This window comes from Brevibacterium sp. UCMA 11752, from assembly GCF_021532235.1.
In the GTDB taxonomy this organism is placed as follows: Bacteria; Actinomycetota; Actinomycetes; order Actinomycetales; family Brevibacteriaceae; genus Brevibacterium; species Brevibacterium antiquum.
The window spans coordinates 3,921,331-3,945,061 of sequence record NZ_JACBOS010000003.1; the positions used below are offsets into that span (position 1 = coordinate 3,921,331).

Genomic DNA, 23,731 nt, shown 5'->3' on the forward strand with positions numbered 1-23,731 from the left:
GAGCAAGGCTCCCGGGCGTTCGATACGGCTATTCGACTGCTCAGGCCGCCTGTGCCTCGACCTTCTTCGCCAGCAGGGCGGCGATCTGCACCGTGTTCAGAGCAGCGCCCTTGCGGAGGTTGTCGTTCGCGACGAACAGGACGAGTCCCTTGCCCTCCGGGGAAGACTGGTCGGCGCGGATGCGGCCTACGAAGCTTGCGTCCTTGCCGGCCGCCTTCAGCGGTGTGGGCACATCATCAAGTTCGACACCGGGTGCCTCAGCGAGCACCTCGGTGGCCCTGGCCGGGGTGATCTCGGAGTCGAACTCCGCGTGGATGCTCAGGCTGTGCCCGGTGAACACGGGAACGCGCACGCAGGTGCCGGCGACGAGGAGATCCGGCTTACCGAGAATCTTGCGGCTTTCGTTGCGCAGCTTCTTCTCTTCGTCGGTCTCGAGCTCACCGTCGTCGACGATGGACCCTGCCATGGGCAGGACGTTGAATGCGATGGGCTCGACGTAGTTGTCCGGCGCAGGCAGAGTCACGGCGCTGCCGTCGCGAGCCAGCTTGCGGGAATCTGCAACCCCGGCTTCGAGCTGACCGGCGAGTTCCTCGACTCCGCTCACACCCGATCCCGACACTGCCTGGTAGGTGCTGACGATGAGCCGCTTGAGTCCGGCGGCGTTGTCGAGCGCCTTGAGGACCGGCATAGCGGCCATCGTGGTGCAGTTCGGGTTGGCGATGATGCCCTTGGCCACCGCGTCGAGAGCCTCAGGGTTGACCTCGCTGACGACGAGTGGAACCTCGGGGTCGGATCTCCAGGCCGATGAATTGTCGACCACGGTGACTCCGGCCGCGGCGAAACGCTCCGCCTGCGCCCGGGAGGTGGCTCCACCGGCGGAGAACAAGGCGATGTCGAGTCCGCTGGGGTCCGCCTCGGCGGCGTCTTCGACGGTGATCTTCTCACCGTTGAACTCGATGACCTTGCCTGCAGACCTCGCCGAGGCGAAGAGCCTCAGGCTCTTGATTTCGAATCCTGGGTTGTCTGCCAGCAGGTCGAGCATGACGCCGCCCACCTGGCCTGTTGCTCCGACTACTCCGATATTGACGCTCATCGTCCGGTACCTCCGTAAACCACTGCTTCGTCGTCTTCACTGTCGAGTCCGTACGCGGCATGCGCGGCGCGGACTGCGTCGTCGAGAACATCTGCTCTCGTGACGACGCTGATGCGGATCTCCGAGGTGGAGATCATGTCGATGTTGACCTGGGCTTCGCTCAGCGCTTCGAACAGGATGGCGGTCACCCCGGGGTGAGAGCGCATGCCCGCACCGACGACGGAGAGTTTGCCGATCTGGTCGTCGTAGCGAACCTGGTCGAAGCCGATCGAGGCCTTCACCGCGTCGAGGGCTTCGAGCGCCTTGGCGCCATCGTCCATCGGCAGGGTGAACGAGATGTCGGTCTTGGCCGGCTCTCGTGTGGAGATATTCTGCACGATCATGTCGATGTTGATCTCTGTCGCAGCCATGGTGTTGAAGATCTCGGCGGCTTTGCCAGGAACGTCGGGAACGCCGACGATCGTGACCTTGGCCTCCGAGCGATCATGGGCGACTCCGGAAATGATTGCCTGTTCCATGTTGGACTCCGTTTCTGATTCCGCTGCCGGGGCCTTCGCTCCCCGTGTCGGCCGGAAGGCTTCAGGAATGGGTGAGTCAGTCACCCAGGTGCCTTGCTTACGTGAGAATGAGGACCGTACGTGCACCGGCACGTTGTAGCGGCGGGCGTATTCGACACACCGGAGCATGAGGACCTTGGCGCCCGAAGCCGCCATCTCCATCATCTCCTCGTAGCCGATCTCATCGATCTTGTGCGCGGTCGGCACGATGCGAGGATCGGCGGTGAAGACGCCGTCGACGTCGGTGTAGATCTCGCACACGTCGGCATCCAGTGCCGCCGCGAGGGCTACCGCGGTTGTATCCGATCCGCCGCGTCCCAGTGTGGTGATGTTCTTCGCTGTCTGGCTGACTCCCTGGAATCCGGCCACAATGGCCACGTATCCCTGGTCAAGTGCCGAGCGGATTCGGCCTGGCGTGACGTCGATGATGCGCGCCTTGCCGAACTGCTCGTCGGTGATGACACCGGCTTGGGAGCCTGTGAATGACTGTGCTTCCTCGCCGAGGTTGGCGATCGCCATGGCAAGAACCGCCATGGAGATGCGCTCACCGGCAGTGAGGAGCATGTCGAGCTCACGGGCTGGGGGCATCGGAGAGACCTGTTGGGCCAAGTCGATGAGATCGTCGGTGCTGTCTCCCATGGCCGACACCACGACAACAACTTCGTGACCGGCCTGACGGTTCTCGACAATTCGCTTGGCCACCCGCTTCACCGATTCCGCATCGGCTACCGAGGACCCGCCAAACTTCTGGACGACTATGCTCACTGCAGTCTCTTCCTTATCGCTGATAAGTTCCGTGCCGGGCGATCGATTCCATGCTTCCGAACATGGTTGTCTCGTGCTTGCATCGATCAGGATTTCAGCCGTGTCGGCTCTCCGGCACCTTGACCATTGTATGAGGTCAGCCGTTTCACTTCACCTTCGCCCGTCATTCAGACACTGCTCAGGTCCCCGGGTTCTACGTCGTGGATCCACTGAGATCCCCGAGCTGCTAACGATCGCGGGCGTTTCGCCAGTGACGCGTTCTGCTCGTCTCAGTCGGGCCGAACGTTGACGGTGAAAAGGTCGCCAGGTTGGCAATCGAGCACTTGGCACAATGCGATGAGCGTGGAGTATCTGATGGCTTTGGCGCGGTTGTTCTTGAGCACCGACAAGTTAGCCAAGGACACATCGACAAGCCTCGAGAGCTCAGTCAGACTCAGCCCTCTCTGCGTCAGCACCGAGTCAAGATGACAGACGACGTGCAGCGACTCGAATTCCTCGACCATCAGACGAGGCCCTCGAGTTCTTCCTGGGCCTTCTGCCCCGACTTGAAACAGCGGCGCAGCAGCTCGACTCCACCGACGACACCCAAGAGCACGAACGCCTGGACGGTCGTCACGCCGGGGCCGACATCATCGGCGATGTCGAGGTCGCGCGAGACCATGTTGCTGCCCAGCACCATGGCAGCGAAGTACACCAACCACCCGACGGCGATGACGCTCTCGAGTACCCCGAGCGCATTGATCGACCGAGCAGTGAACGGGTCGCCCTTGGCGATGCCCCGGATCACAGGCACTATCGAGACCGCGGCGACGACGGCGGTGAGTGTCAGAACGATCTTCGCAATGAGAAGGAGCACCAGCGTCGCGGTGGCCAGATCGGTGGTCGCCACTGTTATCTGAGTCAAGCCACTCAGCGTTGCCTCCGCCCCCGGGAAATCGAGCGCGGCTGCCGCGTCGGATTCGAATTCAAGCGGAAGCCTGATCTGCGCATGAGCAAGGTCGGTGACCAGCTCGGTCACGGCAAAGATCACGTAGAACGCGAGCGCCATTCCGACCCAGAGTTCGTAGCCCGTGCCCAGGGCCTTCTGTTTGGCAGCGCCGTCTCCGCGCTTCATCCCACCCTTGAGACTTCCGCTGACGGTGTCGTCTGGCTCCTCGGGCAGTTCGCTGCGTCCGTTTTCCTGTGTCATGATCCTGCCTTCTCTTCGTGGCGAATCCCGGTGGGAACGTCAAGTCTCCGGCCCAGATCCACCGCATCGACTCGCAAATGGTTATCGTTAGTCGATATATCGATAAACAATATACTTCACGATAATCGATATGGTGTCAAGGACAGGGATCGAACGACTGCTGACGACAGAAGACGAGCACTGACGGCAAGACGAGCACTGACCAGAGGAACGATCAGCAGAGGCGGAGCTGTGGAGTCAGATCAGTCCATTTCGCGGCGGCCGGAGAAAGCACGCCCGAGAGTGACCTCGTCGGCGTATTCAAGGTCTCCCCCGACGGGCAGTCCCGAGGCCAGCCTGGTCACGGTCACTCCCAGAGAGTTGAGCAGCCGCACGAGGTAGGTGGCTGTGGCTTCACCCTCGAGGTTGGGGTCGGTGGCGATGACACATTCCTTGACCTCACCGTCCTGCAGACGCGGCATCAGCTCTTTGATACGCAGATTGTCGGGACCGACTCCTGCCATGGGGTCGATCGCGCCGCCGAGGACGTGGTAGAGGCCCCTGTATTCGCGGGTGCGTTCGATGGCGACGACATCCTTCGGCTCTTCGACGACGCAGATCATCGAACGATCACGACGCGGATCCTGACAGACGGTGCACTCTGCCTCCTCAGAGACATTGCCGCAGATATCGCAGAAGCGCACGCGCTTCTTCACTTCGGTCAGGGCCTGAGCCAGGGCGCTGACATCGGCGGATTCAGATTGGAGAATGTGGAACGCCAGCCGCTGCGCGGACTTCGGGCCAATGCCCGGAAGCTTGCCGAATTCCTCGACCAGGTCCTGCAGGGCACCTTCGTAAACCGCGCTCATACTTCTCTTTCATCAATGATTTCGCCGCCGAGGACGCGTGCGATCACGGCCACGCCGATCTGTGGAGCTTCCGAGACATCGAGATCCGTCTCCGGATCATAATCGTCTTCGTCGGCACCGGAGCGTTGGGCCTGAGCACCTGCGCTGTCGTCCACCGCACCGTTTCCGGGCAATGAGCCGTTCGCATCCTGCGGGTACGCGTTTGCTCCGGTCTGGGCCGGTTGCTGTGTGGTGGCGCCTCCGTGCTTCTCGGCCAGAGCGGCGAAACGGGATTTGAATGGCTTCGCGCCCCCGTGTCCCTGAGGTCGCGAGGACTGTGCCGATTGAGCCTGCGACTGCGGTTGCGAAGTTGGCTGTGCCGCAGAATCCGACAGTCCCATATCCCCATCTGCGTAGTCACCGAGGAAGTCGAGATCATCATCCTCTGGAGGAGGCACCACCAGCGCTCCCACTTCCACAGCTCCCGAACCCGCGCTCGTGGACTCGTCGATTGGATCGTTCGACGAAGCCTCGCCGTCTGAGGAACCACCGAAGTTCGGGGCGCCGGCGTTCCGGCCGTCAGCGCTCGGGGCACCAGCGTTCGGGTCGCCAGCACTTGGCCCATCGTGCCAGGTCGGCTCCTCCCACCGTGGCTGCACATACTCCATGGGTGCGTCCGGTGTCGTCTGTGATGTGGTGGGCGCCTGCGATGCAGTAGGCGCCGGTGACGTGGTGTGCGCCAGTGGATCACCTTCCGATTGCTGATCGGACGCATGGTCGGAAGGGCCGCTGAAGAAGTCATCGTCCGAGAGATCGGGCACGACGATATCCGAATCCGCCGCTGGATCGTCAGGCTCTGCGGCCTCCCGGGCTGGCTCGTCGATCATCGGCTTGTTGGACTCCGACAGTCCCTGGGATTCTGTAGATTCCTCTGGATCTTCGGACGCCGCGGGCTCGTCGACCCGTTGCGATTGATCGGCCGACCCGGCGAGGCCGTCCGGGCCGGGCTGTTCACCCGACGTGAATTCTTCACTCGAGCCGGGTTCTCCTCCTGGTCCAGAGTGGCTGCCTGAATCGTCGCTGGCCTGAATAGGCACGTCCGTTGAGGTGTCGGGTTCGGAGTCAGTCGGTGACTGTGGAGCTTCATGTGACGCCGGCTGTTCTCCCTCCTCGTCGTCGTCGGACCAAGGACCTTGAGGAGAGCCGCTGGTCTCCCAGAATTTCTCGTGATCAACCTGCGGCTTGTCGACCTCGCGAGTGCCGACGACCGCGGCGACTTCCTGAGGGCTGGGTCGCCTCTGTGTGGGAGCCTGCCCACGATTGCCGGCGGCCTCATTCGCCACCGGTGCCGAGGCGCCCTTGCCACCGCTTCCGCGCCCGGCATCCGCCTGACTCGAATTTCCACCTATACGACCGACGTCGCCGATATCGATGCGAGCTTGGATGCCGAGGACATCATTGATCGCCATCGCCAGCTTCGCTGCGTGGTCTCTCTGCTGGAAGCCCTGGACGGAACCGGCGTTGTTGAATCCGAGGTAGACGACACCCTCAGAGAACGACTGCGGGATCGCATTCGCAGCAATGATCGCCCTGGTCAGGCGACTGCGTTTCTCGACCGCCGCGAGGATGCTCGGCCAGGCCCGTCGAATGGCTTCGATCTCGCCACCGATGTTGCCCGCACCGGCTACGGCGACGCTTTCCGGAGCAGAGCCAGCGCCTGGGGCTGATTCCTGAGATGGCGCACTGACTTCTGGCTCACGCTGCGCTCGAGGTTCCGGTGCAGGTCGGGCCTGCCCCGCCTCATCATGAGGCGCCTGAGCCTGGTTCTGGGGTGCTTGCGCCTGGGCAGTCTGCTCCTGCGGAGCAGTTTCGACCACGGGCTCTTCACGAGGTTCCGCTTCTGCGGCTGCGTTCGCTGACAGTGATGGGTCTGGAGCCGAGCGCGGTGGCTCGTTGAGCATGGATTCCGCAGCGACAGCCATCTCGGCGAGGTCGTCGAAATCATCATGTGGTGCTTGGCTTGAGGCCTGCGCAGCGGGAGCCTGCGCAGGCTGTGCCTGAGGTGACTGCGTTGCCTGCGCCGAACTCGACGGCGCAGCTTCTCGCTGCTGGGCACCGGCAGCCGGCTGGGCAGTGTTGTCCTGCATTCCATCCTGCGGGGCGGGCGGAATGTTCTCAGCCGTTCCGGATGCGGACATGCCGATCCGACGTTCCATCCGTTCGACACGGCTGAGCACGGCATCACGGCTGCGGCCCGAACCGGGTAGGAGAATACGCGCGCAGATCAGCTCGAGCTGCAACCTCGGCGAGGTTGCTCCTGACATTTCGGTCAGACCCTGGTTGAGAAGGTCGGCGGCACGCGAAAGTTCGCCCTGACCGAACCCTCTGGCCTGCAGAGTCAGCCGTTCGAGGCGGTCGGGAGGGACCTCCGGCAGGAAGGCATGAGCGGCCTCGGGAGCAGCATTGATGACGATGAGGTCGCGCATGCGCTCGAGCAGGTCCTCAACGAAGCGACGCGGATCCTGACCGGACTCGATGACACGTTCGACGGCCCGGTACACCCCGCCGCCGTCACCGGCGGAGAACGCATCGACGATATCGCTGAGCAGGGAGTCAGGAGTGTAGCCCAACAGTGCGATGGCTCCGGCGTAGTCGACACCGTCGGGACCCGAACCGGCGATGAGCTGGTCGAGGACGGACAGTGTGTCACGCACGGAACCGCCGCCGGCGCGCACGACGAGCGGCAGCACACCCTTGGCGACCTGCACACCTTCGCGGTTGCACAGATCTTCCATATAGTTGCCCAGCGCCTCGGGCGGAACCAACCGGAACGGGTAATGATGGGTCCGCGAGCGGATCGTGCCGATGACCTTCTCGGGCTCGGTCGTCGCGAAGATGAACTTGATGTGAGGCGGCGGCTCTTCGACGATCTTGAGCAGAGCATTGAAGCCCTGCGAGGTCACCATATGAGCCTCATCGAGGATGAAGACCTTGTACCGGTCGCGTGCCGGGGCATAGATCGCACGCTCACGCAGGTCACGGGCATCGTCGACACCGTTGTGGCTGGCCGCGTCGATCTCCACGACGTCGAGGGATCCCGGGCCGCCGTTGGCCAGGTCCTCACAGCTCGGGCACTCACCGCAGGGCACAGGAGTCGGACCCTTGGCACAGTTGAGGCACCTCGCCAGGATCCGAGCCGAGGTGGTCTTGCCGCAGCCTCGGGGGCCGGAGAACAGATAGGCATGGTTGATGCGGCCACGTTCGATCGCGGCCTTCAGCGGATCGGTCACATGCTCTTGACCGATGACCTCATCGAAGGTCTCTGGGCGGTATCTTCTGTACAGTGCGGTGGACACGCCCCTAGCCTAATGCCAACGGCTGACACGACACACGGACCGCTCCTCGACGCCACGGTGACCTGCAGCCCATCGCCGCACCCAATGCCCGGTGCAGTCCGTTGTAAGCGGCGGTGTGAATCGGGCACGATAGAGACTATGAGCCACTCCACCCCCGATTCCCCCGACAACTCCCCTGCCGAAAACGACCCTGCGAAGACCTACCGCATCGGACACAAAGAGCGCGACGAAGCGATCGAAGTCCTGCGCGAAGCCGCCGGCGACGGCCGTATCACAGTTGAGGAACTCGACGAGCGCATGGAGAAGGTCCATGCCGCCCGGTTCCCGATCGATCTCGACGAGGTCCTCTCCGACCTCACCACCGATCTGCCCTCCGATCGCTTCCGTCCCGGCGCCTCTCTCACCCGATCAACTCCCGCAGGGCAGGCCATCGAGACAGGAGAGCCATTGGTCATCAGGGCCGGCTGGGAGAACGAGCTCCGTCGCGCCAAATGGCAGGTCCCTCCCTATATCCGGTGCCACCCGACAGGGGCGAACATCGAACTGAACTTCCTCGAGGTCGAGACCGGCCTCGAGGTCATCGATGTCGAAGTCGTCGCCGGCATGGGGTCTGTGATCGTCGTCATCCCCGATGACTGGGCCGTCAACATCGACTCCCTGTCCAAATCATGGGGTTCGGTGAAGTCCGTGGTCAACGCCGTTCCAGAGGGCCGCAAGCCGATCATCCGAGTCACCGGTTCGGTCGGCATGGGTTCCTTCCGCGCCCGTTTCGCGAATTTCCTCGACCGCCGCCGGATGGCCAAGTGATGGAACCCGGTCTCGGCGCGGTCATCTTCCTCATCCTGGCCATCATCGTGGTCGTCAGTGTGGGTGCCTTCCTCGTCTACCGGGTGATGAATCGTCCCGATGCGCACATCGGCTCGCGCCTTCCCAAAGACGATCCCCCCGCCGAGGCGGGACCTGAGGACGGCAGGGACTCGCACCGAAATCCTTGAAATCCGTGCCGGGCCATGGTCGACTCGTGACATGGTCGATGTCCGGATCACCCGCATCGAGCCCGACGATGTCGACGGGCTCACGCGTTGGCACGGCCTCATGCGTCAGGCCTACACTGCTGATCGAACCGCACCCTGGTGGCAGAGTCTCGAATCCACCCTCACCCAGTTCGCCCACCCGCGTTCGGACAAGGTGGACATCGCACTCCTGGCCCACCTCGGCGAGGAGGCCATCGGCGGTGCGGAGATCAACATCGTCACCGATGCTCCCGCCGATGTCGAGATCGGGGTTGTGCCCGACTGCCGGCGCCGGGGTCACGGCACCTCGATAGCCGGAGTCGTCGAGGAACTGCTGCGCGGGCGCACGGAGCTGGTCCAGACCGAGACCTACTGCCCGGAGGGCGTTGCCTTCGCTCAGGCCCAGAGCCTGCGCATCGGCAACCAGGAACATCGCCTCCTGCTCGACCTGCCGGCCTACCTGAACGACGATGCGAACCGCTACAAGAACCCGGATGCGAAGTCGCGTCTGACCACAGCGCCCGATCCTTCCCTGTCGATCACCTCATGGATCGGCGGCTGCCCGGACGAAGCGGTCGAGGATTGGGCGAGGCTGCGTGAACAGATGGACGAGGATGTCCCCGTCGGCGAACTCACTCGCACCCTCAAACATGCCGGTGCGAGCGCAATTCGCACCCATGAGGAGCGGATGGCGGAGCAGGGCTGGATCCTCGTCAGCTCGATCGCGCACAGCGACGACGACTCCAGCGGCCCTGCCCCTGTCGGCTATACGGAGATCATGGTCTCCCGCCACGAACCGGACATCGTCATCCAGGAGGACACCTTCGTCGAGGGTGCGTATCGCGGTCGCGGCATCGGACGCGGACTCAAGGTCGCGAACATGCGCCAGCTCCACGACGTCCCGGAGGCCGCCCAGGCTTCATGGGTCCAGACCTACACAGCGGCGGGCAACAGGCCGATGCACGCGCTCAACCGGGATCTCGGCTTCTTCTCTGCGGATTCCATGACCGCGCTCGAGGGACGTTTCGACTACAGTTGAGTGTGAAAGTTCCGGCTAACTGAGTGAAGCAGGCACCCGTGTCCTCCAACATCCTCATCACCGTCTTGGTGTTCATCGTCGTCATCATCATCACGGTGATCATCGTCCGCAGGCGCGCCGCGAGCCGCCGCAAGTTCGAAGAGAACGCGGCCGCACCCCGCCGGCCGCAGGATCCGTTCGCCCCCGAACAGAACACCGGCGGGGATCCGGAGACGATCAAGGCCGGTGACCTGCTCGAATTCGGCAATGAGAAGTTCTTCGTCCGCGGCACCCTGCGCATCTCCGAGGGCGGCTACGACTGGGCCGAGCACTTCTTCCAGGCCGACCAATCCGCCACCCGCCTGTGGCTGACCGTCGAAAAGGATCCCGACCTGCAGGTCTCCCGGTGGAGTGATCGCCCCGAGCTCGACATCGAGCCCAAGGCCAAGACCATTACGATCGAGGGCACCGAGTACAAACTCGTCGAGCACGGGACCGCCTCCTACCGCTCCGAGGGCACCACCGGCCTCAATGAGAAGGGCGGCGTGGACTACGTCGACTACGAGTCCGATGACCACAAGCTGCTCGCCTTCGAACGCTTCGACCACGGCCGTTGGGAAGTGAGCACCGGCGAATCGATCCCGGTCGGCTCCTTCACCATCTATTCGGGCAGCTGATGACACTCACTCCCTCATTGACCGAGCCGGTGCCGACCCAGCACGTGAGCGTCGACGTGGCATTCGCCGATACGTCCGCCCAGGCGCTGACCTTCAGCCTCGAACACGGCCGCATCACCCCTCTGGCCTCAGACTTCATCGACCTGCCGTCGTCGAATGGGCAGGAGCGCTCGCGTCTCGAACTCCACGTCATCGGCTCCTCCCACCAGGTCATCCTGAGCGAGAACGACGCTGACTCATTCATCGAAACCTTCGCCTGCCTCAGCGAGGATGAGCATCCTGGCTGGGATACGACCCGCACCACTGCTGGAACCTGGTCGGGTTTCGCCCGACATCAGTTCCGATGCGAGCTGACAGATGTGGCCGGCAGCTTCAGTGATGCCGCCGCCGAGGTGGTGGCCCGTTCGAGTGCCCACGACCGTCACCTCGTCGTCGACTTCCCCGGTGAACCGGGTGCGCTCACAGCATTGGCGCTCACAGACAGGACAGCTGAGCAGGTCTCCTGGCAGAGCTGGCACTGCTATCCGCAGCACCGACAGATCGTGCACAGCCACAGTCAGCTGAGGAGGAGATCATGAGTCGCGATCCCAACGTCTCCATGGGCGGAGGCTCCTTCAACTTCGACGCCGAGAACGGGCGCGGCTCCGGCGGCGGAGACCGCGGATCCGGGGGCAATCGCGGCTCCGGGCCCTCGAACAACAACTCCGGCGGCCCGAAGAGACGCTCCGGGTGCGCCACCGTCGTCATTCTCATCGTCATCGTCCTGATCCTCGGCAACATCATGAATGGCTGCACGGATGACTCGGACGGCTCGGGTGGCGGTGGCGGAGGATTCTTCTTCCTGCCCTTCTTCGGTGGCAGCTCCAGCAGCACAGGATCGAACTATGGCGACGGCTCTGGATTCCGCGGCGGCGGACCCGGCACAGGCAAATGACAGCGTTCGCGGCAAATGACAGCACCGGCAGCACTCTGAAAGGCAATCATGTTGGCAGAACTCTTCCTTGAGATCGGGATCGTCCTCTCCTACGCTGTGAGCGGCCTCGCGCTCATGCTCATCGGCTACTTCGTCGTCGACCTCCTCACCCCCGGAAAGCTGCACGTCATCCTCTGGCAGCAGAAGTCGAAGAATGCCGTGATCCTCGTCGCCTCCGACCTCCTCGGTGTGGCGATCATCGTCATCGCCGCGATCCGGGCCAGCTCGGATGACTTCGTCTTCGGCATCATCTCCACCCTGGTCTTCGGCATCGTCGGCATCATCCTCATGGCCCTGAGCTTCCTGCTCATCGACGCCTTCACCCCCGGCAAGCTCGGCGACATGATCAAACCCGATGCGTTTCACCCTGAAGTCTGGGTCAATGCCTCCGCTCACGTGGGCATCGCGGGCATCATGGCCGCAGCGCTCCTTTGAGTTCACCGACAGAGTCCAGTAACGCCGATACCATCGGCGGCAGCAGACCGATCACGCTGCCGCTGAAGCCAGGACCCGCCCGCTTCTTCGTGCTTCTGGCCGTCTTCATCTGCGCCAGCTGCGGCATGGTCTACGAGCTCGCGCTCGTCGCACTCGGCTCCTACCTCCTCGGCGACACAATTGTTCAGGCCTCGATCGTCCTCTCGGTCATGGTCTTCGCGATGGGCATCGGGTCCCTGGCCACGAAGCGCCTGACCGAGTTCGCCGCAGTCGCCTTCGCCCTCATCGAGGCGGCCCTGGGCATCATCGGCGGGCTCTCGGTCATCCTGCTCTACCTCGCATTCGCCTTCGCCGACGTCTACACCGTGGCGATGGTCGCCCTCGCCTTCGTCATCGGTGCTCTCATCGGCGCGGAGATCCCCCTGCTCATGGAGCTCGTCCAACGCATCCGTGCGCAGAAGGCCTCCAGTGCCGTGGCCGATCTCTTCGCAGCGGACTACGTCGGCGGGCTCGTCGGCGGCCTCGCCTTCCCGTTCATCCTGCTTCCGGTCTTCGGTCTGCCCAGAGGCGCTCTGGCTGTGGGGATCACGAACGCCGTCGTCGGCATCCTCATCGTCCTCTGGCTCTTCCGCACCGAGATCCGCACCCGCACACAGGTGATTTTGGCGGGCCTGCTCGTCCTCATCGTCGGCGGACTCACCGTGGTCTGGGTGTTCACCGACGACATCGAGATGACGACCCGCCAGCGTCTCTACCGCGACCCGATCGTGTACTCCCAGCGCACGGACTATCAGGAGATCGTGCTCACCGAATCGCAGAAGACCGGGGACACGAGGCTCTATCTCAACGGAGACCTGCAGTTCGCCTCGGCCGACGAATACCGTTATCACGAGTCCCTTGTCCATCCGCTCATGGACGGCCCCAAGCGCAATGTCCTCGTCCTCGGCGGCGGGGACGGCCTGGCCGTGCGGGAGATACTGAAGTACCCCGACGTCGAATCAGTGACGCTCGTCGACCTCGACCCACGCGTCCTCGAACTCGCGAAGACCTCGGACCACTTCACCGACTTCAACGAAGACTCCCTCGACGACCCTCGGGTGAGAACCATCGCCGCGGACGCCTTCACCTGGCTGCGTGAAGCCGAGCACACCGCCTACGATGCGGTCATCGCCGACCTGCCCGACCCCGACGATGTGGCCACCTCGAAGCTCTACAGCATCGAGTTCTACGGTCTCATCAAGCAGGTGATGTCCCCCGAGGCCCGCCTCGTCGTCCAGGCCGGCTCCCCGTACTTCGCGCCGGAGGCGTATTGGGGCATCGGAGAGGCTGTCGCCGAGGCGGGCCTGACCACCACGCCCTATCACGTCGATGTCCCCAGCTTCGGTGACTGGGGCTATTTCCTCGCCGATGCCTCTGATCACGACGGGACCAGCGATAAGGGTCCGGACGTGACAATGCCTGCTGATGCTCCCGGGGGGTTGAAATTCGCGACGCCTGAGGTGCTCGCTTCCTCCACCACGTTCCCGCCCGACCGTGATCGGGCCTCCGTCGGTGACGTTGAGGCTTCGACCCTGCTCCACCCTCGCGTGCTCGATCAGGAGCGCGGAGCCTGGGTCGGGTACTGAGTCTCAGTCTGTCTGAAGCTCAGGCTCCCAGCAGGCCGGCGAGCCCGGCGAAGCCTGCGATGGACAGGCCGAGCAGTCCGCCCAGTGCTGCCACCGAGATGAACACGATGCCGAGGATGAAGCCCCATTTGCCCATCTCGTTGTCGGCGAAGCCTGCGCCGCGTGAGTTCTTGCGTGCCATGTGACCGGTGATGATGCCGATGATCGGGCCGAGGAAGTTGAAACCGAGGAACGTCGACAGGGTCGCGACCAGGGAGATGATCCCCAGGACCTTACCCGGATCCTCCTCGGCTCGAGCACGGTATGACTGCGGCGGCTGCGCGCCTGTGCCGTAGTTCTGAGTCGGATCGTAGTAGCCCTGGCTGCCGGAGTGCTGGTTGCTGTCAAGGTTGGGGGTGTAGTTGGTGTCCATGATTCTGCCTCTGCTCGTCTCTGTGCTGTTGGTACCAGCCTAGGAACTCTGCGCGGCGGAGTGAATGATATAAACCGTTGCGCTCCTCGGGGGTTTTCCCCCGTTTCGCCTGTTGGAGCAGTCGCTTCACTTCACGTCGACGAGGGCACGGCGCTCACGACCCATGAGGTAGAGCAAGATCTCCACGGGTTCGCCCGTGATGGTGATTCCACCGGCCTCCCCGTTGCTTTCACGGGTCTGCCTGCCGGCGCTGCGCTGACCGAAGCCGGGGCTGGAGATCTCCACACGACCCTCGGCCTTGGCAGCGAAGGGCAGGAGCGCGGTTCGGCACGCGGCCCACACCGCGCGGTTCTCCGGCAGCGACAGCCTGCGTGGGATCCACTCGATCGCAGCACGGCGGATGTCCTCATGGTGGACGACGTATTCGGCGGTGTTCATCACCGATTCGACGCCGGGCCACCCGCCAGGGGTCCACCTCGGCGGGGATGCCACCAGACCCAGCAGATGCGAATACGGCATCGAGGCATACGCCTGTTCCTGCTCCTCACGCTTGCCCTCGAACTTCGGCATGAAGATGCCGAGGGCGGCAGCGGGATGACGCTCGCGAATCACCAGGTGTGTGGCCAGGTCACGTGTCGTCCAGCCCTCGCACAGAGTCGGGGCGTCTTCACCGGCCCTGTTGGCTGTATCGACGAGGCGGAGGCGTTCGGTTCGCGCAAGATTGGTCATGCCTGAAGCTTGTCATCATCGCCTTGGATTCCTCTGAGTGCCCAGTCCTGCACGAAATCGGCAACGCGGGAGATCGAGCGGTAGTCGGCGAGCTCATCGCCCCTGGTGGGACCGTCGGTGACGATGACGACCGGCTTCGACTCCTTCGCGGCAGCCCGGACGAATCGCAGCCCGGACAGCACCGCGAGCGAGGATCCGAGCACGACGATTCCGCTCGCCTCATCGCAGATGCGATTCGCGTCCTGCAACCGTGCCGGCGGCACGGAGTCACCGAAGTACACGACGTCTGGCTTGAGCAATCCGCCGCAGCGGGGGCAATCGGTCACGATGAAGTTCGCCGTCTCCTCCAGATCCACGTCACCGTCGGGCGCCGTCTCGACATCGATCGGGTCGATTCCCACGAGTTTCGCGAAGTCGGGGTTGAGCTCACTGAGTCTGGTCTGGACCCAGTCGCGGTCGAACATGTGCCCCTGGTCAAGGCAGATGACGCGATCAAGGCTGCCGTGCAGGTCGATGACCGGGCTGTCGCTGCCCATCTGCCTCGCCGCGGCCTGGTGGAGTCCGTCGACGTTCTGCGTGACGATTCCGGCAACGGGCAGCGCCGCGAGTCCCAGATGGCCCGCGTTCGGACGCGCTGAGCGCATGCGCGGCCAGCCCACCCAGGAGCGCGCCCAGTAGCGGGCCCGCTGATCGGGGTGGGACAGGAAGGTCTGGATCGTCATCGGCTGCCGTGGCACTGCGTCGGGCCCCCGATAGTCGGGAACTCCCGAGTCCGTGCTCATCCCGGCCCCGGTCAGCACCGCCCACCCGGAGGTGTCAACTCCCACGGTCCCGTCAGCGCCGGTGAGCACGTCGATGATCTCCTCATCACTGTGGCTGGCCGCGGGCCGCGTCCGCCCTCGGAGCGGATCAAAGATGACTGCCACGAATCCTCCCTCGTCGAACTGCTGCAGGGTTAGTCTGGTCCCATGGTCAGCATATTGCTCGTTCATCATTCTCCGTCACAGGCAACGACTGAAATCGCCGAGGCGGCGCTGTCCGGACTGCGCATGCCGGAGCTGGGTGCCGTCGACGTGACGGTCCGCTCCGCGCTGGAGGCGACGTCCGCGGACGTGCTCGCCGCCGATGGCTTCGTCCTCGGTACGACCGCGAACTTCGGCTACATCTCCGGTGCGCTCAAGCACTTCTTCGACACCACATACGACGAGGTCAGGGAACCGACCGCGGGTCGCCCGTTCTCCTATTGGATCCACGGAGGCTATGACACGACCGGAGCGGAGACCGCGATGAAGCAGATCACCACGGGCCTGGGCTGGAAACTCGCCTTCGACCCTCTCATCGTCACCGGCGAGGTCACCGAGGACCACCTCACCAGCGCGACCGAGCTCGCGGCCACCGTGGCGGCTGCGGCCATGTGAGCGCCGGGCACCACAAGCAGTCGCCGAGGTGCGCACGACGCTCATTGAGATGAACTTCGCGAAAGTACTTTCCAACATGGAAAGTACTTGCTAGTCTGTAATCACTTCCACTCGGAGGACACCGCATCTCGGTGAAGACAGCAACGAAGGAGTTGTCATGAGCACGCCCACTCCGCAGCAGGCAGAGGACCTTCTTTCGCGGGTCGAGTCACACCAGACTCAGGCCCGATCCGGCGACGCCTGGCCGCTGGTCACGATGCTCTTCGTCTACAGCGCAGCCGTCTCCGTGGGAATCCTCGCCGTGGGGATCATCGAGGACAATACGACTCAGCTGATCCTCCTCGGCGCAGGAGGCGCCTGGTTGGTGCCGGCCATCATCGTCTATGTCGTCAAGGCTCTGAGCTGGAGTCGTCGTTCGACCGTCCTGCTCTGCACCTGGCTGCCGCTGATCTTCGTCGCCTTCTTCACAGCGATCATCGTCGACTCGTTCACCCCCACTTCTTGGGTGCCGTTCGCTGCCGCCGGCTTCCTCTGGGTCCTCTCCCCCATCATGGCCCTCTTCGGTCTGCGCCGCTGAGAAGGGGCGAGGCACCGGAATGAAGAACGAATCACACGAGACGATCCCCGACCTCGGCGCCTCCCTGGCTCGGATCGAATCAGATCTGGGCAATCCCACGCGACTCGGAATCGTGGCGAGCCTGAAGAATCGGGACAGGGCCGAATTCAAACTCCTGCGCGATTCTCTCGGGGTCTCAGACTCAGTGCTCTCTCGACACATCTCCGCTCTCGAGAAGGCAGGCATGATCGAGGTCAGCAAGGGCTACGTCGGCAAGCGGCCCCGCACCTGGGTGTCTATCACCTCGGGAGGCCGCGATCGTCTCGACGCTCACGTCCAAGCCCTGCGGGAACTCGCCGGTGGTGGATCTGACCAGCAGTGACCTTCCGGACTTTCCCCGATAGCATGAGGAAAACCGATGCAAGGAGGCGTCCATGGCCAGCAGCAGCACAACCTCGGCGAAAAGCGGACTCGAGTTCCGCGAACTGCACGAAGTATCGGAACTCATCAGGTCAGGGCGACTGAGCTCCAGAGACGCCACGCAGGCCATGTTCGATCGGATCGCCGAGCTCGACTCCCACCTTCTGTCCTTCGTCACCCTGATGCGGGAATCGGCACTGGCCGAAGCCGATGCCCTCGATGCGCGCCTGGCTCGCGGGGACTGGCTGGGACCGCTGCACGGCGTGCCGCTGGCGGTCAAGGACCTGGCCTACACCCACGACGCGCCGACGGGCGCGGGCACCACGATCCACGCGGACTTCCGGCCAGACTACGATGCCACCGTCGTCGCGCGCCTGCGGGCCGCCGGGGCCGTGATCCTCGGGAAGCTGCGACTGACCGAAGGCGCATTCACCGGCCACCACCCCGACCTGCCGACTCCGGTCAATCCCTGGGAACCGAACACCTGGTCAGGAGTCTCCTCATCCGGTTCGGGCGTCGCGACCGCCGCCGGCCTCTGCTACGGCTCCCTGGGCTCGGACACGGGCGGATCGATCCGGCTGCCCTCCTCGGCGAATGGGGTCACCGGACTCAAACCCACGTGGGGCCGGGTCTCGCGCAACGGCATCTTCGGGCTGGCACCGAGCCTCGACCACATCGGCCCGATGACGCGCAGCGCACGGGACGCCGCCATCATCCTCGAGGCCATCGCCGGGCATGATCCCAACGACCCGACCTCTGCCCTCGAACCGGTCCCCCGCTACAGCCGGCAGCTCGAACTCGACCATGCTCCGGTCGTCGGCTTCGACCGCGAACTGGCCGCCGAGCATTTCGATGAGGCGACCAATGAGATGCTCGAGTCCACGATTGAGGTGCTCATCGACCTCGGTTGGCGCGTCCTCGATGTGCGCACCCCCGGGTTCCCCGAAGCGGCACAGGAATGGACTGCGCTGTGCGGAATCGAGACTGCGGGCGTTCATGCGGAGAACTACCCCTCGAGATCAGCCGAATACGGACCCGACCTCGCCGGGCTCATCGAGATCGGGCGCGGACTGAGCGCCGTCGACTACCACGAGCTGCTCGAATCCAGGCGGGCGTTCACCGGTCGTATGCGCGGCCTCATGGCCGATATCGACCTGCTGCTGCTTCCGGGCATCGGAGCCGCCTCGCCGACGATCACGCAGATGGAGAACCTCGGCTCGGATGCCGAACTGTTTGCCGCGGTGACGGTTCCGACGGCACCGATCGACAACTGCGGCATGCCCTCGATCACCCTGCCCGCCGGATTCTCCGATCGCGGCACCCCTCTGGCTGCTCAGTTCGTCGCCGGTGACTTTCAGGAGAGTCTGCTGTTGGCCGCGGGGCACGCGTTCCAACAGGCCACCGATTTCCACCGACAGCACCCGCATATCGTGGCGGTCTAGACGACGCTCACTGCGCCTCTCGGCGGGCCACAATCTCTGTGATCCAGGTCGGCGCGAAGGGGGAGGTGCAGTTCGGCGGGGTCGGATAGTCCTTGAGGACACCGAGGCGGTTGCCGATTGCGATGGCACGTGGACGCAGCTGTTCGTTCTCGATGCCGATATAGGACAGGGTCTCGTTCATCGCCCACTGCAGGCGCTCTTCGGCGTCGAGCATCTGAGCCTCGATGATGTCGAGGAGACCAGGCAGGTCAAGGCCTTCGGGCGACTTGTTCACGCGCTCGCTGGTCAGTGCCCAGCCGGCCGAAGCCACGACCGGATCGGGGTCGGCCATCCAGCTCAGGCGCAGTGTCTCGGCATGCTTCGACTTCTTGACGATGTAGTTGACCAACCAAGCGTGGACCTTCGGCACACGTGCATCGCGCAGCATGGCGTCGAAGCGCTCCGCGTCATAGCTGCGGGGGCGCATGATGAGGATCGCGACGAGACGCGCCGCGCTATCCCCGGTTTCCCACAGTTCGACGGCGAGCTCCTCGTTCTTCTTCAGTTCCTTGGCCACGGCCCGCAGCTTCGTCAGATTCACACCGTGATCGTCACCGTGCTTCTCGTTGACGGCACGGGCCTTGGGATCCTCCATCGTCGCCAGTGTCTCCATGACGCTGTGCACGCTTGCTTCAACCATGCGATCAGACTATCGCGAGTTCGGCGCCCGGTCCTCAGCGTTCGGAGTTCAGTGCTCAGAGTTCAGGCGGGCCGCCTGACGGATGAGGTGGTCACGTTCGGCGAGGTTGCTCGACTGGGCCGCGGCCCTGACGTAGAGCTGCGCCGCCGCCTCATCTTCGCCTGCCCGTTCTCGCAGGTGGGCTTCGACGGCGAAGTAGCGCGGCAGAGTCTCATCGAGTCTGTCCAGTTGGGCCAGTCCGGCCGCCGGCCCGTCGGCTTCACCGATCGCGACAGCTCGGTTGAGGGAAGCGATCGGGCTGTCGTGGAACTTGAGCAGCTCGTCGTACCACTCGACGATCTGGGGCCAGTCGGTGTCCTCGACTCGTTGTGCATCGGCGTGAAGAGCGGCGATGGCCGCCTGCACCTGGAATTCGCCGAGTTCCTCGCGGGCGAGCGCGGTCTGCAGAATGCCGATGCCCTCGGCGATGAGGTGGGAGTCCCACCGGGAACGGTCCTGGTCGGTCAGAGTGATCAGAGCCCCATCGGCGGTGAAGCGAGCTTCGCGCCGGGCATGGTGGATGAGCATGAGCGCCAGCAGCCCGGAGACCTCGGGATGGTCGATCGATGCGGCCAGCACCCGGGTGAGACGGATGGCTTCTGCTGCGAGGTCGATGTCACCGGAGTAGCCCTCGTTGAAGACGAGATAGAGGATCATGAGGACGGCGGAGATGCTTCCCGGGCGGTTGAGTCTGCGTCCGGACAGGGTGCGTTTGGCCCGAGAGATGCGCTGAGCCATCGTCGCCTCGGGCACGAGATAGGCCTCGGCGATCTGCCGGGTCGTCAGTCCGCCGACGGCCCGCAGGGTCAGGGCCACCGCCGAGGCTGGGCTGAGGTCCGGATGGGCGCACAGAAAATAGAGAGCGACGGTGTCATCGGCCGAGGTGGTCGCCGCATCCGTGTCCAGTGCAAAGGCATGTTCCTCCCGCGCAGTCCGCGCGGACTCCGCACGGACGCGGTCGAGGAACTTCCGCCAGGCGACCGTGATCAGCCACCCCTTCATGTCCCGGGGTTCGTTCTCCGGCCACGTGCGAAACGCCTCGATCAGCGCCTCCTGAACGGCATCCTCGGCGGTGGCGAAGTCTGCTCCCCTCCGCTCGAGGATGCCGATCACGATGGGAACGAGCTCCCTCAGTCCGTCGTAGATGGGGTCACACCCATGAACGGACGGAGTTCGAGCCACTCCCGGATCGGCTCGCCGCCGGCACCCGGTGCCGCCGAGAGTTCGCCCGCAAGTTCGAGCGCCCGATCGTAGGACTCGACGTCGATGACCATCCACCCGGCGATGAGATCCTTGGTCTCAGGGAAGGGACCGTCGGTGACCGGCGGCTTGCCCTCTCCGTCGAAGCGGACGAAGGTCCCTTCGGGCGACAGTGCCTGGGAGTCGACGAATTCGCCGCTGGCCTTCAGCCTCGCCGCAAAGTCGTTCATGTAGCCGATGTGCGCGTCGACTTCGCCCGGCGTCCACTCCTCCATCGGGGTGTACTGCATGTACTCGGGGGCCATCGTGTAGTGCTTGAGCATCAGGTACTTAGCCATGATCTTCTCCTCTAATGATTTGCTCGTCGCGAACTTCGCTGACATCCCTGGGACGGAGCCACATGCGCATTCTCGACATCCTCGGCGAGATTTCCTTCGATTCTTCCACGGATAGTCTCCGATGTGCGGTTGTCACCAACCTGGAACACACGTCTCCGAATGCGAACACACACGCCCCCACCTCGGCGGATTCCGTTGACAGAGTGAACTCATACACATCACCTTCACCTCATCAGGAGTTCACCATGAAGACCACGAAGATCATTCGGACCATCACCGTCGCCGGCGCAGTTGCGGCAGCACTGTCACTCTCGGCCTGCGATATGAACATCTCCTTCGGCACTCCCGAGCAGGAGCAGACGCAGGGCCAGGAGGACGACGAGACGTCAGCGAATCCTGACGAGCTGCAAGAGGCCGCGAATCCTGCTGAGGAATCGCCGGAGGAGTCTCAGTCGAACGACGCCGCCGGGGACTCCCCCGATTCCTCGCCGAGTCAGGGCTCGTCGTCAAGTGACGGCTACAGCACTTCCACCTCGGCGGGTGAAGGATCATCGAGTTCCAGCGGCGAACATGCCAGCGCCGATGACCCCGGATTCGACATCGATGAGCACGGCAACGGCACCATTCCCGCCTCCCTCCTCGAGAAGGACATTGAGAAGGCGTACTCCAAGCAGGGGACGACAGTCGACGAGGTCGAATGCCTCAACGACCTGATGGTCATCTCCAAGCAAGGCTCGGCCTCCTGCAACGTCACCGCCTACGGCGAGAAGCGCTACGGCACGGTCAAGGTCACATCGGTCTCAGGCAACTACGTCGGCTACAAGCTCGACTTCCCCAGCTTCAACTGAGCCTAGCTGCTGGCACCGCTGGTGTCGGCCGAGGCTGCGGAACAACTCGCGACCGCAGATGGTTATGGCGGGTGCACACCTTTACAGCCCGTGCACCTGCCACATCGACCAGCGAGGAGCATTCCCATCATGCGCAGTGTCCAGTACACCCAGAACGGCGATATCGACCAGCTCCACATCGCCGAGGCGAACGCCCCCTCAGTCGGTCCAGGTGAGGTCCGAGTCGCCGTCCGCTATGCCGGACTCAACCCCGTCGATCTCGCCGTCATCGGTGGAGCCTTCGGGCAGGCCACCGGCACGAAGGGCAACGGCGCCGACTTCTCGGGAGTCGTGGACAAGGTTGGTGAGGGTGTCACCGACTTCTCCCCCGGCGATCTCGTCTTCGGGGGACGGCCACACCGCACGCAGACGACTCATCTGCTCATCCGGGACCCGGCAGAACGACTCGACAAGATACCTCGGGGTCTCGGCATCGACACAGCCGGAGGCCTCTACATTGCCGGGCGCACCGCCATCGCGGGCATCCGCGCCCTGGTGATCACCGAAGGTGAGACCGTCCTCGTCACCGGTGCCTCGGGCGGAGTCGGAATCATCGCAGCCCAATTGGCGCTCAACTTGGGCGCCCGCGTCATCGGCACTGCCAGCGAAGGCAACCATGATGCTCTGCGCAATCTCGGCATCGAACCCATCACCTATGGTGAGGGACTCGAGGCCCGCCTGCGGGAGGCGGTTCCTGAGGGCATCGATGCCGCTTTCTCGACCCAGGACGAGGCCGAGATCAAGCAGCTGCTGAGTCTCGACATTCTCGCCGGGCGCATCAATTCGATCGGTGCGGGACCACAGGTCGCCGACACGTACGGGGTGAGCATCGCCGGCGAGACTGCGGCTGAACGCGGTGACCTGGCGTGGCTTGCCACAGCGATCGCCTACGGACATGTGCACGTGCCCGTCGCCGGGGTCTTCTCACTCGACGAGGTCCAGAGCGCCTACCGTTTCCTCAGGGGCTCACACCCTGCCGGCAAGGTGGTCCTCCGCGTCGGCGCCGATCCCCTCACCAACGATCAGCGCGAGTTCCTCAGCAGCTGATCCCAGGTCGCCTCCGATGGTGGGCGCTCAGGAATACTGTGGCCGGCAGGAATACTGGGGCCGGGTCGGTGCGTTCTCCTTGACGACACCGACGAACAGCACCCGGTGCTGAGAGATCGCATACGACGATGTCAGATCGTCTGCGACGAGTCGGATCCGACAACTGACTAGGAGTAAGCATCATGGCAATCTCAGACAAGAAAGTTGCATTCCTCCTCACCCGCGGGGTCGAGCAGGTCGAGCTCACCAGCCCCCGCGGAGCACTTGACGAAGCCGGAGCCACAACGGTCATCGTCTCGCCCTCGGACGGCACATTGCAGGCGATGAACGGTGACTGGGACCATGCCGATGAGTTCACCGTCGACGTCTCCGTCTCTGCAGCCAAGGTTGAGGACTTCGATGCGCTCGTGCTTCCCGGCGGCACCCTCAATGCGGATGCCCTGCGCCTCGACGAGGACGCTGTGGCACTGGTGAAGGCGTTCTTCGCGGCAGACAAGCCTGTGGCCGCGATCTGCCACGCACCATGGATCCTCGCCGAATCAGGCGTGGCCAAGGGGCGGAAGCTGACCTCATTCGTCTCGACGAAGACCGATCTGGTCAACGCCGGAGCGGAGTGGGAGGATTCCGAGGTCGTCGTCGACGGCAATCTCATCACCTCGCGCAACCCCGGCGACCTCGACGCGTTCAACGCAGCCATCGCGAACGCGCTGGGCTGAGGCCCTGGGGCTGAGGCGCTAGAGCAGGCTGATGCGCCTGTGCACAGCGAACGAAGAAGGCTCCCATCCGAAATGTTCTCGGACGGGAGCCTTCTTCTCTCTGCGGAGGATAGGGGATTCGAACCCCTGAGGGCGTTAACCCAACCCGCGTTCCAGGCGAGCGCCATAGGCCACTAGGCGAATCCTCCGCGAGCCAGCCTATCCGAGTCATGTCGACAATGCGAAATCCTGACGGCCGAGTGTGAACCATCACACTAAGTGTTGGTGAAATCGCTCCTCAGCTGCCTTTGCCCTCACCTCCCTGCCCCAGGTCGAGCCAG

General features: G+C 63.9%; 27 protein-coding genes and 1 tRNA gene. 15 read left to right on the forward strand and 13 right to left on the reverse strand.

Annotation, left to right across the window (positions count from 1 at the left end; genetic code table 11):
- Positions 1 to 40 precede the first annotated feature (40 nt).
- The 6 genes from HU144_RS17710 to HU144_RS17735 all read right to left on the reverse strand — a co-directional run bounded on the left by HU144_RS17710 (position 41) and on the right by HU144_RS17735 (position 7,787).
- On the reverse strand, positions 41 to 1,093 hold the full coding sequence (locus HU144_RS17710) for an aspartate-semialdehyde dehydrogenase (protein WP_235352410.1): 1,053 nt from the start codon (positions 1,091 to 1,093) through the stop codon (positions 41 to 43).
- Positions 1,090 to 2,415 carry an aspartate kinase gene (locus HU144_RS17715; protein WP_143922121.1) on the reverse strand — a complete coding sequence of 442 codons (1,326 nt, stop codon included), beginning with the start codon at positions 2,413 to 2,415 and terminating at the stop codon, positions 1,090 to 1,092. The genes HU144_RS17710 and HU144_RS17715 overlap by 4 nt, the downstream gene beginning before the upstream one ends.
- 269 nt (positions 2,416 to 2,684) lie before the next feature.
- Positions 2,685 to 2,918 carry a helix-turn-helix domain-containing protein gene (locus HU144_RS17720; protein ID WP_235344515.1) on the reverse strand — a complete coding sequence of 78 codons (234 nt, stop codon included), beginning with the start codon at positions 2,916 to 2,918 and terminating at the stop codon, positions 2,685 to 2,687.
- On the reverse strand, positions 2,918 to 3,604 hold the full coding sequence (locus HU144_RS17725) for a DUF2975 domain-containing protein (protein ID WP_235352411.1): 687 nt from the start codon (positions 3,602 to 3,604) through the stop codon (positions 2,918 to 2,920). Before HU144_RS17725 ends, HU144_RS17720 begins: the two co-directional genes overlap by 1 nt.
- Before the next feature lie 242 nt (positions 3,605 to 3,846).
- Positions 3,847 to 4,452 (reverse strand): recombination mediator RecR, encoded by a 606-nt coding sequence (gene recR / locus HU144_RS17730; RefSeq protein ID WP_198397770.1) that lies wholly within the window; start codon positions 4,450 to 4,452, stop codon positions 3,847 to 3,849.
- Positions 4,449 to 7,787 carry a DNA polymerase III subunit gamma and tau gene (locus HU144_RS17735; RefSeq protein ID WP_235352412.1) on the reverse strand — a complete coding sequence of 1,113 codons (3,339 nt, stop codon included), beginning with the start codon at positions 7,785 to 7,787 and terminating at the stop codon, positions 4,449 to 4,451. The genes recR and HU144_RS17735 overlap by 4 nt, the downstream gene beginning before the upstream one ends.
- 138 nt (positions 7,788 to 7,925) lie before the next feature.
- On the opposite strand from HU144_RS17735, the gene HU144_RS17740 reads away from it, so the two are divergent.
- Genes HU144_RS17740 through HU144_RS17775 form a run of 8 tightly spaced genes read left to right on the forward strand, consistent with a single transcriptional unit; the run spans position 7,926 to position 13,528 of the window.
- The gene (locus HU144_RS17740; protein ID WP_235352413.1) at positions 7,926 to 8,594 is read left to right on the forward strand and encodes a DUF1707 SHOCT-like domain-containing protein; all 669 of its coding nucleotides are present in this window, start codon (positions 7,926 to 7,928) and stop codon (positions 8,592 to 8,594) included.
- Positions 8,594 to 8,782: a hypothetical protein gene (locus tag HU144_RS17745; protein ID WP_235352414.1), complete on the forward strand. Its 189-nt coding sequence runs from the start codon at positions 8,594 to 8,596 to the stop codon at positions 8,780 to 8,782. The genes HU144_RS17740 and HU144_RS17745 overlap by 1 nt, the downstream gene beginning before the upstream one ends.
- Positions 8,783 to 8,813: 31 nt before the next feature.
- Positions 8,814 to 9,839, forward strand: coding sequence for a GNAT family N-acetyltransferase (locus HU144_RS17750; RefSeq protein ID WP_235352415.1), 1,026 nt, complete (start codon positions 8,814 to 8,816; stop codon positions 9,837 to 9,839).
- A gap of 38 nt (positions 9,840 to 9,877) precedes the next feature.
- Positions 9,878 to 10,495: a DUF4178 domain-containing protein gene (locus tag HU144_RS17755; protein WP_235352416.1), complete on the forward strand. Its 618-nt coding sequence runs from the start codon at positions 9,878 to 9,880 to the stop codon at positions 10,493 to 10,495.
- The gene (locus tag HU144_RS17760) at positions 10,495 to 11,073 is read left to right on the forward strand and encodes a DUF2617 family protein (protein WP_235352417.1); all 579 of its coding nucleotides are present in this window, start codon (positions 10,495 to 10,497) and stop codon (positions 11,071 to 11,073) included. Before HU144_RS17755 ends, HU144_RS17760 begins: the two co-directional genes overlap by 1 nt.
- The gene (locus tag HU144_RS17765) at positions 11,070 to 11,429 is read left to right on the forward strand and encodes a hypothetical protein (RefSeq protein ID WP_235352418.1); all 360 of its coding nucleotides are present in this window, start codon (positions 11,070 to 11,072) and stop codon (positions 11,427 to 11,429) included. The genes HU144_RS17760 and HU144_RS17765 overlap by 4 nt, the downstream gene beginning before the upstream one ends.
- Positions 11,430 to 11,477: 48 nt before the next feature.
- Positions 11,478 to 11,903 carry a DUF350 domain-containing protein gene (locus HU144_RS17770; RefSeq protein ID WP_235352419.1) on the forward strand — a complete coding sequence of 142 codons (426 nt, stop codon included), beginning with the start codon at positions 11,478 to 11,480 and terminating at the stop codon, positions 11,901 to 11,903.
- Entirely contained in the window at positions 11,900 to 13,528 is a 1,629-nt protein-coding gene (locus HU144_RS17775) for a polyamine aminopropyltransferase (protein ID WP_235352420.1), read from the forward strand. Before HU144_RS17770 ends, HU144_RS17775 begins: the two co-directional genes overlap by 4 nt.
- Positions 13,529 to 13,547: 19 nt before the next feature.
- Here the strand turns inward: HU144_RS17775 and HU144_RS17780 are convergent, their stop codons facing one another.
- The 3 genes from HU144_RS17780 to HU144_RS17790 form a co-directional block, all read right to left on the reverse strand.
- A complete protein-coding gene (locus tag HU144_RS17780; RefSeq protein WP_198397780.1) occupies positions 13,548 to 13,940 on the reverse strand; it encodes a DUF4190 domain-containing protein in 393 nt (130 codons plus the stop codon).
- Positions 13,941 to 14,066: 126 nt separating this feature from the next.
- Entirely contained in the window at positions 14,067 to 14,669 is a 603-nt protein-coding gene (locus tag HU144_RS17785) for a TIGR03085 family metal-binding protein (protein ID WP_235352421.1), read from the reverse strand.
- Positions 14,666 to 15,595, reverse strand: coding sequence for a Sir2 family NAD-dependent protein deacetylase (locus HU144_RS17790; RefSeq protein ID WP_235352422.1), 930 nt, complete (start codon positions 15,593 to 15,595; stop codon positions 14,666 to 14,668). The genes HU144_RS17785 and HU144_RS17790 overlap by 4 nt, the downstream gene beginning before the upstream one ends.
- Before the next feature lie 42 nt (positions 15,596 to 15,637).
- On the opposite strand from HU144_RS17790, the gene HU144_RS17795 reads away from it, so the two are divergent.
- From HU144_RS17795 to HU144_RS17810, 4 genes are all read left to right on the forward strand, one after another.
- Entirely contained in the window at positions 15,638 to 16,087 is a 450-nt protein-coding gene (locus tag HU144_RS17795; RefSeq protein ID WP_235352423.1) for a flavodoxin family protein, read from the forward strand.
- A 157-nt stretch (positions 16,088 to 16,244) separates the two neighbouring features.
- Positions 16,245 to 16,664, forward strand: a complete 420-nt coding sequence (locus HU144_RS17800) for a hypothetical protein (RefSeq protein ID WP_235352424.1) — start codon at positions 16,245 to 16,247, stop codon at positions 16,662 to 16,664.
- A gap of 19 nt (positions 16,665 to 16,683) precedes the next feature.
- On the forward strand, positions 16,684 to 17,025 hold the full coding sequence (locus HU144_RS17805) for a winged helix-turn-helix domain-containing protein (RefSeq protein WP_235352425.1): 342 nt from the start codon (positions 16,684 to 16,686) through the stop codon (positions 17,023 to 17,025).
- A gap of 52 nt (positions 17,026 to 17,077) precedes the next feature.
- Positions 17,078 to 18,505, forward strand: coding sequence for an amidase (locus HU144_RS17810; RefSeq protein WP_235352426.1), 1,428 nt, complete (start codon positions 17,078 to 17,080; stop codon positions 18,503 to 18,505).
- A gap of 7 nt (positions 18,506 to 18,512) precedes the next feature.
- Here the strand turns inward: HU144_RS17810 and HU144_RS17815 are convergent, their stop codons facing one another.
- The 3 genes from HU144_RS17815 to HU144_RS17825 are packed head-to-tail and all read right to left on the reverse strand — an operon-like array spanning position 18,513 to position 20,761.
- Entirely contained in the window at positions 18,513 to 19,184 is a 672-nt protein-coding gene (locus HU144_RS17815; protein ID WP_235352427.1) for a DNA alkylation repair protein, read from the reverse strand.
- Between the two features lie 48 nt (positions 19,185 to 19,232).
- Positions 19,233 to 20,405 (reverse strand): RNA polymerase sigma factor, encoded by a 1,173-nt coding sequence (locus HU144_RS17820; protein ID WP_235352428.1) that lies wholly within the window; start codon positions 20,403 to 20,405, stop codon positions 19,233 to 19,235.
- On the reverse strand, positions 20,354 to 20,761 hold the full coding sequence (locus HU144_RS17825) for a YciI family protein (RefSeq protein WP_198397787.1): 408 nt from the start codon (positions 20,759 to 20,761) through the stop codon (positions 20,354 to 20,356). Before HU144_RS17825 ends, HU144_RS17820 begins: the two co-directional genes overlap by 52 nt.
- 245 nt (positions 20,762 to 21,006) lie before the next feature.
- Here HU144_RS17825 and HU144_RS17830 point away from each other — a divergent pair, with 245 nt between their 5' ends.
- The 3 genes from HU144_RS17830 to HU144_RS17840 all read left to right on the forward strand — a co-directional run bounded on the left by HU144_RS17830 (position 21,007) and on the right by HU144_RS17840 (position 23,411).
- Positions 21,007 to 21,609 (forward strand): hypothetical protein, encoded by a 603-nt coding sequence (locus HU144_RS17830; RefSeq protein WP_235352429.1) that lies wholly within the window; start codon positions 21,007 to 21,009, stop codon positions 21,607 to 21,609.
- Between the two features lie 129 nt (positions 21,610 to 21,738).
- Positions 21,739 to 22,695: an NADP-dependent oxidoreductase gene (locus tag HU144_RS17835; protein ID WP_235352430.1), complete on the forward strand. Its 957-nt coding sequence runs from the start codon at positions 21,739 to 21,741 to the stop codon at positions 22,693 to 22,695.
- Between the two features lie 182 nt (positions 22,696 to 22,877).
- On the forward strand, positions 22,878 to 23,411 hold the full coding sequence (locus HU144_RS17840; RefSeq protein ID WP_235352431.1) for a type 1 glutamine amidotransferase domain-containing protein: 534 nt from the start codon (positions 22,878 to 22,880) through the stop codon (positions 23,409 to 23,411).
- 103 nt (positions 23,412 to 23,514) lie between these two features.
- Here HU144_RS17840 and HU144_RS17845 read toward each other — a convergent pair.
- Positions 23,515 to 23,599, reverse strand: a tRNA-Ser gene (locus HU144_RS17845).
- Positions 23,600 to 23,731: the final 132 nt, after the last annotated feature.